The organism is Mesorhizobium sp. ES1-3 (assembly GCF_020164795.1).
Lineage (GTDB): Bacteria > Pseudomonadota > Alphaproteobacteria > Rhizobiales > Rhizobiaceae > Mesorhizobium.
In genome coordinates, this window is the sequence record NZ_JAIUGW010000014.1 from 1 (window position 1) to 14,401 (window position 14,401).

At 63.2% G+C, this 14,401-nt stretch carries 13 protein-coding genes; 6 read left to right on the forward strand and 7 right to left on the reverse strand.

The window, feature by feature from the left end; genetic code table 11:
• Window positions 1–215: 215 nt before the first annotated feature.
• The 3 genes from LB536_RS19105 (at window position 216) to LB536_RS19115 (ending at window position 1,787) form a co-directional block, all read left to right on the forward strand.
• The gene (locus LB536_RS19105; protein ID WP_140760106.1) at window positions 216–614 is read left to right on the forward strand and encodes an NADH:ubiquinone oxidoreductase subunit NDUFA12; all 399 of its coding nucleotides are present in this window, start codon (window positions 216–218) and stop codon (window positions 612–614) included.
• A gap of 138 nt (window positions 615–752) precedes the next feature.
• Window positions 753–1,340 carry a DUF2155 domain-containing protein gene (locus LB536_RS19110; RefSeq protein WP_224595445.1) on the forward strand — a complete coding sequence of 196 codons (588 nt, stop codon included), beginning with the start codon at window positions 753–755 and terminating at the stop codon, window positions 1,338–1,340.
• A 63-nt stretch (window positions 1,341–1,403) separates the two neighbouring features.
• Window positions 1,404–1,787 carry a hypothetical protein gene (locus LB536_RS19115; RefSeq protein WP_140813356.1) on the forward strand — a complete coding sequence of 128 codons (384 nt, stop codon included), beginning with the start codon at window positions 1,404–1,406 and terminating at the stop codon, window positions 1,785–1,787.
• Between the two features lie 10 nt (window positions 1,788–1,797).
• Here LB536_RS19115 and aat read toward each other — a convergent pair whose 3' ends face one another.
• The 6 genes from aat to LB536_RS19145 all read right to left on the reverse strand — a co-directional run bounded on the left by aat (window position 1,798) and on the right by LB536_RS19145 (window position 7,143).
• Entirely contained in the window at window positions 1,798–2,415 is a 618-nt protein-coding gene (gene aat, locus LB536_RS19120; RefSeq protein WP_140760111.1) for a leucyl/phenylalanyl-tRNA--protein transferase, read from the reverse strand.
• Between the two features lie 26 nt (window positions 2,416–2,441).
• A complete protein-coding gene (accC, locus tag LB536_RS19125) occupies window positions 2,442–3,785 on the reverse strand; it encodes an acetyl-CoA carboxylase biotin carboxylase subunit (protein ID WP_224595446.1) in 1,344 nt (447 codons plus the stop codon).
• A gap of 10 nt (window positions 3,786–3,795) precedes the next feature.
• Window positions 3,796–4,257: an acetyl-CoA carboxylase biotin carboxyl carrier protein gene (accB, locus tag LB536_RS19130; protein ID WP_140760115.1), complete on the reverse strand. Its 462-nt coding sequence runs from the start codon at window positions 4,255–4,257 to the stop codon at window positions 3,796–3,798.
• 26 nt (window positions 4,258–4,283) lie between these two features.
• The gene (gene aroQ, locus LB536_RS19135) at window positions 4,284–4,718 is read right to left on the reverse strand and encodes a type II 3-dehydroquinate dehydratase (RefSeq protein WP_027146847.1); all 435 of its coding nucleotides are present in this window, start codon (window positions 4,716–4,718) and stop codon (window positions 4,284–4,286) included.
• A gap of 145 nt (window positions 4,719–4,863) precedes the next feature.
• The gene (locus LB536_RS19140) at window positions 4,864–5,685 is read right to left on the reverse strand and encodes a DsbA family protein (RefSeq protein WP_140760117.1); all 822 of its coding nucleotides are present in this window, start codon (window positions 5,683–5,685) and stop codon (window positions 4,864–4,866) included.
• 63 nt (window positions 5,686–5,748) lie between these two features.
• Window positions 5,749–7,143, reverse strand: a complete 1,395-nt coding sequence (locus LB536_RS19145) for a M48 family metalloprotease (protein WP_224595448.1) — start codon at window positions 7,141–7,143, stop codon at window positions 5,749–5,751.
• A gap of 147 nt (window positions 7,144–7,290) precedes the next feature.
• Between LB536_RS19145 and LB536_RS19150 the strand changes: the two genes are divergently transcribed.
• Together LB536_RS19150 and LB536_RS19155 are read left to right on the forward strand one after the other, a co-directional pair.
• Entirely contained in the window at window positions 7,291–8,439 is a 1,149-nt protein-coding gene (locus LB536_RS19150; RefSeq protein WP_224595450.1) for a pyridoxal phosphate-dependent aminotransferase, read from the forward strand.
• A 4-nt stretch (window positions 8,440–8,443) separates the two neighbouring features.
• Entirely contained in the window at window positions 8,444–9,373 is a 930-nt protein-coding gene (locus LB536_RS19155) for a glutaminase (protein WP_224595452.1), read from the forward strand.
• 97 nt (window positions 9,374–9,470) lie between these two features.
• On the opposite strand, the gene LB536_RS19160 is transcribed toward LB536_RS19155, so the two are convergent.
• Window positions 9,471–12,428 carry a ribonuclease E/G gene (locus LB536_RS19160; RefSeq protein ID WP_224595454.1) on the reverse strand — a complete coding sequence of 986 codons (2,958 nt, stop codon included), beginning with the start codon at window positions 12,426–12,428 and terminating at the stop codon, window positions 9,471–9,473.
• 653 nt (window positions 12,429–13,081) lie between these two features.
• On the opposite strand from LB536_RS19160, the gene LB536_RS19165 reads away from it, so the two are divergent.
• The gene (locus LB536_RS19165; RefSeq protein WP_224595456.1) at window positions 13,082–14,344 is read left to right on the forward strand and encodes an N-acetylmuramoyl-L-alanine amidase; all 1,263 of its coding nucleotides are present in this window, start codon (window positions 13,082–13,084) and stop codon (window positions 14,342–14,344) included.
• The last annotated feature ends 57 nt before the right edge of the window (window positions 14,345–14,401 follow it).

Here is a 14,401-nt window from a genome sequence, read left to right on the forward strand (position 1 = left end):
AAAGGCCGGATGGAGCCCCGACTACCTCGCCTCAATCCTCGGTCAACTTCCCCGTTAACCTGGATTCGCAGCCCTGCCGGTCACCCCCGGGGATCACAGGCTTGTGTCGGGTCCCTGGCGCGCCATTTGCGCGCTCCCCATGGCAAAACTCTTGCCTTCCCGAAAGCCTGACGCCATAAGCAGGAAACGGGCGCCGCCAGCGCGAGGGTTCTGAGATGAAGACTTTCCTGACGCAGTTTTTCACTTGGTGGAACAGCCAGACGCTGGGAACGCGCCTGCACACCTGGCGGTACGGCAAGAAGGTCGGCCAGGACGAGGCCGGCAACGTCTACTACGAAGGCGGCATCGATTCGGAAGGCCGTACGCGCCGCTGGGTCATCTACCGCAACTATTCGGAAGCTTCGGCCATTCCGCCGGGCTGGCACGGCTGGATTCACCATCGGGTCGATGTCGCTCCCCCCAGCGACGACTACCGGCCGCGCGATTGGCAAAAGCCACATTTGCCCAATCTGACCGGCACGCCAGCGGCCTATCGTCCGAAGGGCTCGGTGCTGACCAATCAACATCGCCCGCAGGTCACCGGCGACTACGACGCCTGGACGCCGGGGTCGTAACGGCGCGGGTTGTAACGGTAAGGTGCAGGCCGGTCCTTTATCGCCACAATTGGTGTTTAGCTGCTTGCTGATCAGAAAACGGCGACTAGCCTTGGCGATCGACGGAATCACCTGGGCGCGAACCACCGGTACCCCTGCATGAGCTTTTTCAACCCGATATGGACGGGCGGCCTGACGCTAGCCGCCAGCCTCGCCGTCAGCACCATCGCCTTTGCGGCTTCACCTGCACCCGCCGCCCCGGCGCCGGCGGCGCCCGCGGGATCGGATCGGATCACCAATCCGGTCGCCGAGTTCGCCGGCATCGACAAGATCACCGGCCGCATCATCACCTTCGATGTCTATATCGACGAGACGGTGCAGTTCGGCGCCCTGCAGGTGACGCCACGCGTCTGCTATTCCCGGCCGCAGAACGAAGAGCCGAAGACCGACTCCTTCGTCGAGGTCGACGAGATCACGCTCGACCGCAAGATCCGCCGCATCTTCACTGGCTGGATGTTTGCCGAAAGCCCGGGGCTCAATGCTGTCGAACATGCCGTCTATGACATCTGGCTGAAGGCGTGCAAGCAGAAGTCGGATGTGCCGGCGCCCGATGCCGGCAAGAGCGGTGCGACCAAGGCCGACGGGGCGAAAGCCGACGCGTCGAAGCCAGCCGCGGCCACGGTCGGTCCGGACGCGGCACAGCCCGACGACGCCGCGGAACCCGATACGACGGACACCAACAACTGATCTCTTGGAACCGCCATGGCTGGCGCGCGTTGGACAATCACCACGCGCGTGGAGGACACGCCAATGTCGGACAGCAAGCGGATCATGGCCAACAAGGCCGAGTTGCTGGAACTCGAAAAAGGTTTCTGGACCGGTGACGCCGCCTACTATGCTGCCAATGTCGATACCGAATGCCTGGTGGCGTTTCCGCAGATGGCACAGGCGATGGACAATGCCGATCTGGCCAAGACCGCAACCAAACCCAACCGCTGGCGCGACCTCGACATCGAGCTCAAGGGAATAATCGAACCCGGTAGCGATATCGTCATGCTGACTTACGAAGCGCGCGCGACGAGGGAGAATGGCGAGCCCTATGCGGCGCTGGTCAGCACCGGCTACGTCCATCGCGCCAACGGCTGGAAGATGATGTTCCATGCGCAGACGCCGCTCGAGGCTTCGCCCAAATAGGCCTTGATCCCTACGGAAAAAAGACCGCTTCACCTTTCAGCGCGTCGGCCAGCATCTTTTCGTATTTGCCGCGCGGCACGTCTACCGCGCCGAAGCGCTTCAGGTGCTCGGTGGTGAACTGCGTATCGAGGAGCGCGAAACCGCGTGCCTTCAGGCGCTCGACGAGATGCACGAGGCAGGTCTTCGACGCGTCCGTTTCTTTGGAAAACATGCTTTCCCCGAAAAACACCCGCCCGAGCGAGACCCCATAGAGCCCGCCGACCAGACGCCCCTCGCGCCATGCCTCGACCGAATGGCAGTGTCCCATCCGGTGCAGTTGCACATAGGCTTCGCGGATCGGCGCGTTGATCCATGTCGAGCGGCGCTCCTCGCGCTTTTCGGCACAGCCGTCGATCGTCGCCTCGAAATCGAAGTCGAAACGGATGTCGAACGGGTGCCTACGGATCGTCTTCTTCAGGCTTTTGGGCGTGTGAAAGCCATCGAGCGGAATGACGCCCCGCGTCTCCGGTCGCACCCAGAAGACCTCGGGGTCACCAGCACTCTCGGCCATCGGAAAGACGCCCGAGGCGTATGCCTTGAGCAGAAGGTCGGTGGGAATGCGATAGCCTGGCGCGTAGGGACGGGTCATCGCGTCATTATAGCGGCAAGTTGGGGCTATTCGCCCTTGGCCAAATATTTTTCCAGCCAATGGATGTCGTAGTCGCCGTTGGCGATGTCGGCATTGCCGACGAGATCGCGAAACAGCGGCAATGTCGTCTTGATGCCGTCGACGACGAATTCGTCGAGCGCCCGGCGCAGCCGCATCATGCATTCGACGCGGTTGCGCCCATGCACGATCAGCTTGCCGATCAGGCTGTCATAGTAGGGCGGGATCTTGTAGCCGGAGTAGACACCGGAATCGACGCGGATGCCGAGGCCGCCGGGCGTGTGGAAATGGGTGATAGTGCCGGGCGAGGGGGTGAAGGTGCGCGGATCCTCGGCATTGATGCGGCATTCGATGGCGTGGCCGTTGAACTTGATGTCTTCCTGCCTGACCGAAAGGCCGCCGCCGGAAGCGACGCGGATCTGCTCGTGGACCAGATCGATGCCGGTAATCGCTTCCGTCACCGGATGCTCGACCTGGAGGCGCGTGTTCATCTCGATGAAATAGAACTCGCCGTTCTCGTACAGGAACTCGATGGTGCCGGCGCCCGAATAGCCGAGATCGGCAATCGCCTTGGCGCAGATGCCGCCGATGCGCGACCGTTCCTCGGCGTTGAGCGCCGGCGAATTGGCCTCTTCCCAGACTTTCTGGTGGCGCCGCTGCAGCGAGCAGTCGCGCTCGCCGAAATGCACGCCGCCGCCGAAGCCATCGCCGAACACCTGCACCTCGATGTGGCGCGGTTTCTCAAGATATTTCTCGATGTAGACCGCGTCGTCGCCGAAGGCCGCGCCCGCTTCCGAGCGCGCCGTCTGCAGGGCGATTTCGAGGTCTGTCTCGGTATGCGCCACCTTCATGCCGCGCCCGCCGCCGCCGGCCGACGCCTTGATGATGACGGGATAGCCGATCTCGGCGGCGATGCGCCTGGCTTCCTTCTCCTCGGTCACCGCGCCATCGGAACCCGGCACCACCGGAATGCCGAGGCGTTTTGCCGTGCGCTTGGCCTCGATCTTGTCGCCCATGACGCGGATGTGGTCGCCGGACGGGCCGATGAAGGTGATGTTGTGGGCCGCCAGAATGTCGGCGAACTTGGCGTTCTCCGACAGGAAGCCGTAGCCCGGATGCACGGCGTCGGCGCCAGTGATCTCGCAGGCCGCGACGATCTGGTGAATGTTGAGATAGCTGTCGCGCGACGGCGGCGGACCGATGCACACGCTCTCGTCGGCGAGCCTGACATGCATGGCGTCAGCGTCGGCGGTCGAATGCACCACCACGGTCTGGATGCCGAGTTCCTTGCAGGCACGCAGCACCCGAAGCGCGATTTCGCCGCGATTGGCGATGAGGATCTTCTGGAACATCCGGTCGGCTCTACTCGATCACGACGAGCGGCATGCCGTATTCGACCGGCGTGGCGTCCTCGAACAGGATCGCCGTCACGGTGCCGGCGCGTGGCGAGGGGATCTGGTTCATTGTCTTCATCGCCTCGATGATCAGCAGCGTCTGGCCTTCCTTGACCTTCTGGCCGATCTCGATGAACGGCTTGGCGTCCGGCGAGGGCGCGAGGTAGGCGGTGCCGACCATGGGCGAAGGGACGGCGTTCTTGGACACGTCGACCGCCGCCGGGGCAGCCGCGGCGACAGATTGGGCGGCCGCTGCCGGCGCATAGGTCGGTTGCGGTGCGGCGATCGCATGGACGGTGGGCGCCTGCCGCGACACCCGCACTTTCAGGTCGCCGAGTTCAACCTCGATCTCGGTCAGGTTGGTGTCGTTCAGTATGCCCGCGAGATCGCGGATCAGTTGCTGGTCAACACCGGTCTTCTTTATCGACATTTTCGAGCCTTCTGTTTGTTGGCCGGTCATAGGCGTGCGGCCAGCGCTTGCAGCGCCAGCGTGTAGCCGAGCGGCCCAAAGCCACAGATCATGCCGACAGCGACCGGCGCGACCATGGAGACGTGGCGGAACGGTTCCCGCGCGTGGATGTTGGAAAGGTGAACTTCGGCGACCGGCAGCGGCGCGATCGAGCGGATGGCGTCGTGGATGGCGATCGAGGTATGGCTATAGGCGCCTGGGTTGATGACGATGCCTGCGGCTTTGTCGCCGGCTTCCTGGATCCAGTCGACAAGATCGCCTTCATGGTTCGACTGGCGGAAATCGATCTCGATCCCAAGCGATTTGCCTGCCTGCTTGCAGTCGTCCGCGATGGCTGCGAGCGTCTTGCCGCCATAGATGCCCGGCTCGCGCTTGCCGAGCGCGTTGAGATTGGGACCGTTCAGGACGAAAACCGTTTTCAAAAAAGCCGACCTTTTCCGGCGCCAGCGTCAAGCCGGCGCGCTGGGCCTCTATACCGGGCATAGTCGTCCGCGGAAAGAGCGCAAATGCGTTCTTTCACTGTCCACAACAGGCCGAAATGCGCCCGTGAAGAAAACCGCTTGCCGGTCAAAGCGCGGCTTTCGCCGCCTCGATCTTTTCGGCAAGCACTTCCTGCCCGAGCGCCCCGAATACGACCTCGTTGCCGACGACGTAGGAAGGGGTTCCGGTGATCTGCAGCTTGTTGGCAAGATCGTAAGTCTTGGAGAAGGCCTGGGGGATCGACGCGTCCTTCATCTTCTCGCGCAGCGTCGCCTCGTCGGCGCCGAGCGAAAGCGCGATCTTGATCGCCGTTGCCTCGGTGGCGCGCCCCTGGCCGCCGAGCAGCGCATTGTGGAACGCGCCGTACTTCTCCGGCATCATCATGTGGAACGCCATCGAAACGACGCTGGCCTTCTGCGAATCCGGGCCCAGGATCGGGAATTCCTTGAGGACGAAGCGCAGATCCGGATCGGACTTGGTCAGCGCCCGCATGTCCTCGATGGCGCGTTTGCAGAAGCCGCAATTATAGTCGTAGAACTCGACGATCGTGACCTTGCCGTTCGGGTTGCCGACGACCCCGTCGAAAGTGGAGTTGAAGATCTGGTCCTTGGCGTTCTTGATGACGCCGAGCGCCGCGAGCCGCTGTTCCTCCTTCTGCTTGGCTTCGAGCGCATCCTGCACTTCGAGCAGCACTTCCGGATTCTTCAGGAGATAGTCGCGGATGATTCCCTCGACCTCGGTGCGGTCGATTTTAGTGTCGGCCACGGCCGTCTGGACGGGCTGAGCCGCCTGGACAGGCTGTGCCGTTCCGGCCTTCGCAATCTGCGGACTGCCGGCCACGAAACCGAAAGCCAGCATGGCAAGGGCGACCGCAACCCCTGTGGTGCCCAGCAGCAGTGCCTTTTTCATCGTTCTCGTTCCTTCTGCCTGTTTTCCGGTCTGTCGCAGCACGCGGCCGGAGGGTTCATGAAATTACTGGCTCTTGCCTGATGATTTGTAGTTAATGATGTCCTGGGCGCGTATCCAGCGCGGCTCGCCGCGCTTCATCTGCTGTTGCGCCCGCATGGCGAAGATCTTCGCATCCTTGTAGTCGCCGGAATAGAAGTGGCCTTCGGCGGTGGCAAGCTCGGCCCCCGGTATGTCTCCCAGCTTGCCGTAAGCCTGCGCCAGATAACGATACCCCGTGGAATTTTCCTTGTCGCGCCCCAGGCCATTGTTGATCTGTACGACGGCTTTCTTGAGCGAGTCGGGCGTGCCGACCGCCATCAGCGCCTGGCCAAGTGAGACAGGCAGCAGGCCGGATCGTGCCGGATCGAGGCTGACCGCTTTGGAATAAGCGTCGGCCGCATCTCCAGGTTTGTTCGCTTTCATCAATATGTCGCCGCGCAGCTCCTGGAAGTAGGCATTCTTGGGCTGCGCCTTGATCAGGGCGTTGGTCTTGGCGAGCGCCGAGGCGAGATTGCCGTAGAGATAGGTCGACTGGGCATCGCCATAGAGCGCCGCCATGCTGCCCCGCATCTTCTGCATCAGCCGCGCCGCGGCGGCCTGGCCTTCCATGTAGACGGCAATCTTCACCCGCATCATGTCATGGCGCTGCTGCAGCGTCGGCGGGTCGAGCGTGTCGACGTTGGGGCTTTGCTTGACCAGCACTTCGAGGTTGGCGATGCGGTCCTGCGGCATGGGATGGCTGATCCGGTAGGGATCGACCTGCGCGCCCGACAGCGACAGCGCGGTCTGGAAGCGGTGGAAGGTCTTCAGCATGCCCATGCCGGACTGGCCGGTGGCGTTGAGATAGGTGATCGCCGAGCGGTCGGCCGTGATTTCCTCGGTGCGCTGATAGGCGAGGATGCTGCGCTGCGCCATCTCGCCGCCGCCAGCCGCAACGCCCATGCCGGCGCCGGCAAGGCCGCGGCTGTTTGTGGTCGCGCCGGCAACCATGGCGCCGGCGCCGAGCAAAGTGGCGATGATGGCCATGGTCTTGGCGCGTTCGAGCTGTTCGCGCAGTTTCTGTTGGTGGCCGCCGGCGATGTGCCCGGCTTCGTGCGCGATGACGCCGATGATCTCGTTCGGCGTCTCAGCCGTCATCAGCGCGCCGGTGTTGATGAACAGACGGCGCCCGGTGACGAAGGCGTTGAAGCTGGAATCGTTGACCAGCACGATGTCGATGCCGTCATTCGCCAGCCCGGCCGCCCTGAAGATCGGCCGCGCATAATCGCGCACCAGAGCTTCGATCTCGGCGTCGCGTACCACTGGCACGCCCTGGGCGAAGGCGGTCGCCGAACCGGCCACCGCAACCGCGGCGGCAAGCGAAATCGTCGCGAAGACACGCGCTGTCTTGGCAATCGTCGATCTGGATCGGCTCAACATAATGTGTCCACTGGTAGACGAGCGGGCGAAAGATGAAAAGTCGGCGCCGGAAAAACTTCCTCAACTTGTGATCCTAACATCAATCGGGCATTTGTGCGGCGCATGCGTCAGGACCTGGCGCGCTCAATCCTCGGAACAGGGGTAAAAATGGTCGTTTCGCTCTCCCATCGCGGCAATGTCGAGCCGTTCCACGCCATGGATGTACTGGCCGAAGCGAACCGGCTGAAGGCCCAAGGCGTGCCGGTGATTTCCATGGCGGTTGGCCAGCCATCCGATCCAGCGCCCGTACGGGTTCGCGCCGCCGCGGCCAAGGCGCTGGAGCATGGACGCATAGGCTATACCGACACCTTGGGTCTTGCCTCGCTGCGCAAGGCGATCGCCGGGCATTACGCGGACCACTATGGCCTCGATGTCGACCCCGGCCGGATCGGGGTGACCACCGGATCGTCGGCGGCCTTCAATCTCGCCTTCCTGGCGATGTTCGATCCGGGCGACCGGGTCGCCATCGCCGCGCCCGGCTACCCCGCCTATCGTAACATCATGGCGGCCCTTGGCATGGACGTGGTCGAAATCGAGCTCGGCGATGCGGCTTATCTGCATGCCGGCCATCTGGAGGCCGCGCATCGCGAGAAGCCGCTGAAGGGCGTGCTGTTCGCAAGTCCGGCCAATCCGACCGGCGCCGTCATACCGGCCGACGAGCTGGCGACCCTGGTCACCACGGCGGAGTCACTCGGCATCGCCGTCATTTCCGATGAGATCTACCATCGGCTGGCCTATGGCGCCCCGGACACCACGGCACTCGCCTTTAGCAACAGCGTGACGGTGATCAACTCCTTCTCGAAATACTACTGCATGACCGGCTGGCGCATCGGCTGGATGGTGTTGCCGGACGAACTCGTGCGCCCCGTCGAGCGCATCGCCCAGAGCCTCTACATCTCGCCGCCGGAGCTGTCGCAGATCGCCGCGATCGAGGCCTTTGCCGCAACGGAGGAATTGGAGGCGGTGAAGCGGCGCTATGCCTGGAACCGCGAGCTTCTGATGAAGCGTCTCCCGGAGCTGGGTTTTCCCCTGGCCGCGCCCATGGATGGCGCCTTCTATGCCTTTTGCGATGTCACCCGGCACAGCAATGACAGCATGGCCTTTGCCCGCAAGATGCTGGCCGAAGCGCATGTGGCGGCGACGCCCGGCCGCGACTTCGACACCCGGGCTGGGCACCGTACGATGCGGTTTTCCTATGCCGGCAGCCACGACGACATGGTCGAGGCGCTGGCACGCATCGAACGCTGGTTGAGGTAGCGCTATGCCGGAGCTCGAACAGGCGCTGGCGGAAGTCGCGGCGGAAATGGCTGAACGCACCGATCGCGGCGATGTCGCGACCTACATTCCCCAACTGGGCAAGGTCGACCCGAAGAAATTCGGCATCGCCGCCGTCACCAATGATGGCCGCACGCTGGTGGCCGGCGATGCCGACCAGGTTTTTTCGATCCAGAGCATCTCGAAGGTGTTCACCCTGACGCTGGCGCTCGGCAATGTCGGCGACGCGCTGTGGGAGCGGGTAGGGCGTGAGCCCTCCGGCAACCCGTTCAACTCGATTGTCCAGCTCGAGCATGAGAACGGCATTCCGCGCAATCCGTTCATCAATGCCGGCGCCATCGTCATTTCCGACATCCTGCTTGCCGGCCACCAGCCGCGGGAGGCGATCGGCGAGATCCTGCGCTTCATCCAGTTCCTCTGCGACGACGAGACAATCATTATCGACCGCGAGGTCGCGGCCTCCGAACGCGCGACCGGCTACCGCAACTTCGCACTCGCCAATTACATGAAATCCTTCGGCAACCTCCATCATGCGCCGGAACTGGCGCTGGGCGTCTATTTTCACCATTGCGCCATCGCCATGAACTGCCGGCAGCTGGCAATGGCCGGCCGCTTCCTCGCCAATGGCGGCAAGAACCCGGCTACCGGGCATTCCGTGGTCTCGGCGGAGCGGGCGCGGCGCATCGGCGCCATGATGCTGACCTGTGGCCACTATGACGGCTCGGGCGATTTCGCCTTCCGCGTCGGTATTCCCGGCAAGAGCGGCGTCGGCGGCGGCATATTGGGCATCGTGCCGGGTGTCGCTTCGCTCGCCGTCTGGTCGCCCGGCCTCAATGCCAACGGCAATTCCAAGCTGGGTTCGATCGCGCTGGAAAAGCTCGCCAGGATGATGAACTGGTCGATCTTCGCGCCATAAGGATCACGACCTGCCGGACATGAAAAATCCCGCGCCGTTCGTTTCGATCGGCGCGGGATTCTTTTTGTCAGAAAATCAATTCAACAGTTTGAAAAGCTTAGAAAAACCCTTTCCGCTGCCACCAGCCGGCACGCTTCGGCTTTTCTTCGGCCTTGGCTTCGGGCTCATCGGCCACGGTCGAGGAAACCACCGGCACGACAGGTGTATCGGCTGCTGCCGCCTTGCGGCGTGACGGCCGGGCCTTCGGTGTCTCCCCGGCGGCCGCTGCCTCGTCTGATGCCGTGGCTGGCGTTTCGGCGGGTGCCTGCACGGCTACTTCCGCGGTCGGCTCCTCGGCGGTGGCTTCGGCGGCTGCCTTCTTCGGCTTGGCTGCGCGACGCGGCTTCTTGGGCTTCTCGGTGCTTGGCACTTCGTCGCTCACGGTAGCCGCTGGTTCTTCGACGGCAGCGGCAGCCACCGGCTCGATCGACACAGGCTCGCTTAGGGAAGCGTCAGCCTCGGCAGGCTCGGTTGTTTCACCGGCTTCCGCCTCGGTCTCGCCTTCGCCGTCTTCGCGACGGTTGCGCTTGCCGCCGCGTTTGCCGCGCCGGCGCTTCTTGCCCTGGCCATCGTCGGATGCTTCCGCCGTTTCGACGGTCTCGCTTGCGGCGCCCGCGGCCTCGTCGTCTGTCTCGGCATCGTCATGGTCCGCCGCGCTTTCCGACGCGGAGAAGCCGTCATCTGACGTGGAGAGAGAAGTGCCGTCCGTCGGGGCGCCATGCTCGCGGTCGCGATCCTTGCCGCCGCGCCGCCTGCGACGCTTGCGGCGCTTGCGGTCGCGGCCTTCGCCTTCCTCGCCGGATCTGGGCTGCTGATGCTGCGACGGCTGCGCGTGCCGTGGTTGCTCCGCCTGTACCGGTGCTTCGTCATCTTCCTCGACGACGACGATCTCGTCCTCGGGCTCTTCCGGCTCGACATAGGCCGGCAGACTGCGCACCTCGACGAAGCCTTCCGGCTTCTCGGCCAGTGCCCCGCGGAAGATCGCATAGTGCTGTGAGCCGACCGTATCGTCGGCCTCGATGGTGACGGTCAGGCCGAAGCGGCTTTCCAGTTCCACCAGCGTGCCGCGCTTGTGGTTGAGCACGTAGAGCGCGGTCGCGGCCGGCGTGCGTACCGTGATGTGGCTGCGCGAATCCTTGAGCAGGAATTCCTCGATCGCCCGTACCACCATCAGCGCCACCGACGAATCGGAGCGCACATGGCCGGTGCCGCCGCAATGCGGGCACGGCTTCATGGTCGATTCCAGCACGCTGGCGCGGATGCGCTGGCGCGACATCTCCATCAGGCCGAAATGCGAAATGCGGCCGACCTGAATGCGGGCGCGGTCGTTCTTGAGGTGATCCTTCAGTCGCTTCTCGACGGAGCGGTTGTTGCGGTTCTCCTCCATGTCGATGAAGTCGATGACGATCAGGCCGGCAAGGTCGCGTAGCCGGAGCTGGCGGGCGACTTCCTCGGCCGCTTCCAGATTGGTGTGGAGCGCGGTGTCCTCGATCGAGTGCTCCTTGGTGGAGCGTCCCGAATTGACGTCGATGGCGACCAGCGCTTCGGTCTGGTTGATGATGATGTAGCCGCCGCTCTTCAGCGTCACTTGCGGCTGCAGCATGCGGTCGAGCTGCGCCTCGATGCCGTTGCGCACGAAGATCGGCGTCGTGTCGCGGAACGGCTGAACCACCTTGGCGTGGCTCGGCATCAGCATGCGCATGAAGTCCTTGGCTTCGCGGTAGCCCTCTTCGCCGGAAACCAGAATCTCGTCGATATCCTTGTTGTAGAGATCGCGCACCGAGCGCTTGATCAGGCTGCCTTCTTCATAGACGAGGGCAGGGGCCGTGGACTGGAGCGTGAGATTGCGCACGTTCTCCCACAGTCGCATCAGATATTCGTAGTCGCGCTTGATCTCGGCCTTGGTGCGGCTCTCGCCGGCGGTGCGCAGGATGACCCCCATGCCTTGCGGCACTTCGAGATCGGCAACGACTTCCTTGAGGCGCTTGCGGTCGACCGCGCTGGTGATCTTGCGCGAAATACCGCCGCCGCGCGCCGTGTTCGGCATCAACACCGAATAGCGGCCGGCGAGCGACAGGTAGGTGGTGAGCGCCGCGCCCTTGTTGCCACGCTCTTCCTTGACGACCTGCACCAGCAGGATCTGCCGGCGCTTGATCACTTCCTGGATCTTGTACTGGCGGCGCACCGGCTTGCGGCGGTTGCGCACTTCCTCGAGTGCATCCTCGGCGCCGACGGATTCGATCTCATGATCGTCGGGATGGGAAGAGGATACTTCCTCGAGCATCCCGCGATCATTGTCGCTGGAAGTGGCTTCGCTGCCCTGTTCCGGGTGCGGAACAGGCTCGGAAATCACATCGGCTTCGACGGAGGCGGCGATCGACTTGGGGTCGCCGTCGCTGGTCTCGCTTTCGTCCTGTACTGAAGAGCCCCCGTCATCTTCGGATGCACCGTCCTGTTCGGATGCACCGGCGTGCTCCGAGGCATCCGCCGCGTGTTCCGTGATCCCGGAAAGGTCGGGCATGTCCTCGGCGACGGCATCCGCGCCATTGTCGCTGTGTTCGTCTGCCTCGCCAGCGGTTTCGTTTGCCTCGCCGGTATCGGCCGTGCCGGCATCGCGCCTGCTTTCACCACGGTCGCGGGTCTTGCCGCCGCGCCGGCGACCGCGCCGTCCACGATCCCGGCTCTGGCGATCGTCGCCTTCGCTGTCCTCGTTCTCTTCGTCCTCGGCCTCCTGCGCTTCCGCGCGCAGCAGTGCCTGACGGTCGGCGACCGGAATCTGGTAGTAGTCGGGGTGTATTTCACTGAAGGCGAGAAAACCGTGACGGTTGCCGCCATATTCGACAAAGGCTGCCTGAAGGGAGGGTTCGACGCGCGTTACGCGGGCGAGGTAGATATTTCCTTTGAGCTGCTTCTTGTCCTGGGATTCAAAGTCGAATTCTTCGATACGGTTACCGCGTACGACGACAACGCGTGTTTCCTCCGGGTGGGAGGCGTCTATCAGCATTTTGTTGGGCATTATTTCGTTTCCCCCCGGCAGCCGTCAGCCGCAGTTGGCGGGGCAAAGCCCGCTGCTGTGTGTCTGGATGAGAGTGGGTGCCGGATAATTGAACGTCCGCCGGACGCTGCCCGCGTGTCATGGCGGTGCCGCCCGCAGCCATATTGGCGCGGTTTGATGCGGACCTTTCCATGATTGCGCTTGAAGCCATCGTCACCAGCAGAACCTTTTGAACCAAAGCCCGGAAACCGGACCAGCTTGTTTGCTCATACAGAGCCGGCGCGGGAACAAACCCGGCCGTTTTCCTCACGCAGGCGATTCCCCCGCCACGGGAGCACACCTGCGAAATTCGTCGCAATCACCTGAAGCCTTTTCGCCTGAAGCGAAAGGAGCCGCCTTTCATCTGACCCTGTAGCAGGAAGCTGCGGAGGAGGGCGGTTCCAGGATTGCAGTGATCCACCATCGCTTTTATGATTTGGCGGGTTGGAAGGCAACCCCGATTTCCGATGCCGGCAAAAAGCAGTTCCGTTGCGTAAGCCTGGGTTCCGATCCTGCATGAAAAGGCTTGGTTAACCTTCTCTGGATACCAATCGTTAATCGAGTTCGCGGCCTAACCGGCACTTCGACGAAACGAGCCGGCGCCTGGCGCCAAACCGGGAGCGACTGGAAGAGAGATGGGACTGGCGGACTTCACAGACAAGGGATGTCGTGTTGGCGGCCAGATTCTCGGTGCCTTCTGTTTCGTGCTGCTGGTGGTGTTTTCGTCCGCCTTTTCCACTATTGCCGATGCCGCCGACGCGCCGCTCGTGGCGAAGGGCTACAAAATGGCCGGTGATGCCACCAAGATGCGCATCGTCATGGATTTCGATCGCGAGCCTGACATCAAATGGTTCCTGCTGCGCGGGCCCAACCGCCTTGTCATGGATCTTGCGAACACCCGATTTGCCATCGATGCCAAGGATTTGAAGCCGCGTGGCCTGGTCAAGGGCGTGCGGCTCGGCGAACTCGGCAAGGGCGTCTCGCGACTGATCCTGACCGGCAAGGGGCCGTTCGCCGTCGACAAGCTCGATGTGCTCAAGAACGAGGACGGAAGCGGCTACCGCATTGCCATCGACATGTCGGCGGCGTCCGAACGTGAGTTTGACGCTGCCCTTGCCAATCAGGCACTGAGCACCGGTTCCACGGTTTCGACCGACAAGGGCGGCCGGGTCGGCACGGGACCAGTCTCCAATCCGGGCCACCGATTCACCGTCGTCATCGACCCCGGCCATGGCGGCATAGATGGCGGCGCCGAGGGCCTGCACGGTACTATCGAGAAGAACGTCACGCTGGCCTTTGCCACGGAGTTGCGCGACAAGCTCGCGGCCATCGGCAAATACGATGTCTTCATGACCCGTGATACCGATGAATATCTGCGCCTGGACGACCGCGTCCGCATTGCCCGCCAGCATGAGGCCGATCTGCTGATTTCCATTCATGCCGACACGATCAGCGTCAAGGGCATCCGCGGCGCCACTGTCTATACGGTCTCCGACAAGGCTTCCGACCCGGAAGCGCAGGCGCTTGCCGACCGTGAAAACCTGTCCGACCAGTTCGCCGGCATGGTCATCAAGGACGACAACAAGGAAGTGACCGATATCCTGATCGACCTGATCCGCCGCGAGACGCACACTTTCTCGATGAGTTTTGCCCACACATTGGTCGGTCAGCTCTCGACCAGCGTCGGCCTTATCAACAATCCGCAGCGTTCGGCCGGATTCAAAGTGCTGAAGGCCCCGGACGTGCCGTCCGTGCTAGTCGAGCTCGGCTATCTCTCGAACGCCAAGGACGAGGCGCAACTGCTCGACGCCGAGTGGCGCGGCAAGGCAGCGCAAAGCATCGCCAACGCCGTCGCATTGTTCGCTTCCGCGCGCGCCGGGATCGGAACCGGAGGTTGACCTCTGTCGCGGCGACTGCAACCAAAGGCGGCGTTGCGGGATGACAACACCCGGCAC

What these genes read in the sequence shown, in the direction of transcription:
- LB536_RS19105 (WP_140760106.1), top strand. Translation starts at nt 216, where the DNA reads ATGAAGACTTTCCTGACGCAGTTTTTCACTTGGTGGAACAGCCAGACG.
- LB536_RS19110 (WP_224595445.1), top strand. Translation starts at nt 753, where the DNA reads ATGAGCTTTTTCAACCCGATATGGACGGGCGGCCTGACGCTAGCCGCC.
- LB536_RS19115 (WP_140813356.1), top strand. Translation starts at nt 1,404, where the DNA reads ATGTCGGACAGCAAGCGGATCATGGCCAACAAGGCCGAGTTGCTGGAA.
- aat (WP_140760111.1), bottom strand. Translation starts at nt 2,415, where the DNA reads ATGACCCGTCCCTACGCGCCAGGCTATCGCATTCCCACCGACCTTCTG.
- accC (WP_224595446.1), bottom strand. Translation starts at nt 3,785, where the DNA reads ATGTTCCAGAAGATCCTCATCGCCAATCGCGGCGAAATCGCGCTTCGG.
- accB (WP_140760115.1), bottom strand. Translation starts at nt 4,257, where the DNA reads ATGTCGATAAAGAAGACCGGTGTTGACCAGCAACTGATCCGCGATCTC.
- LB536_RS19140 (WP_140760117.1), bottom strand. Translation starts at nt 5,685, where the DNA reads ATGAAAAAGGCACTGCTGCTGGGCACCACAGGGGTTGCGGTCGCCCTT.
- LB536_RS19145 (WP_224595448.1), bottom strand. Translation starts at nt 7,143, where the DNA reads ATGTTGAGCCGATCCAGATCGACGATTGCCAAGACAGCGCGTGTCTTC.
- LB536_RS19150 (WP_224595450.1), top strand. Translation starts at nt 7,291, where the DNA reads ATGGTCGTTTCGCTCTCCCATCGCGGCAATGTCGAGCCGTTCCACGCC.
- LB536_RS19155 (WP_224595452.1), top strand. Translation starts at nt 8,444, where the DNA reads ATGCCGGAGCTCGAACAGGCGCTGGCGGAAGTCGCGGCGGAAATGGCT.
- LB536_RS19160 (WP_224595454.1), bottom strand. Translation starts at nt 12,428, where the DNA reads ATGCCCAACAAAATGCTGATAGACGCCTCCCACCCGGAGGAAACACGC.
- LB536_RS19165 (WP_224595456.1), top strand. Translation starts at nt 13,082, where the DNA reads ATGGGACTGGCGGACTTCACAGACAAGGGATGTCGTGTTGGCGGCCAG.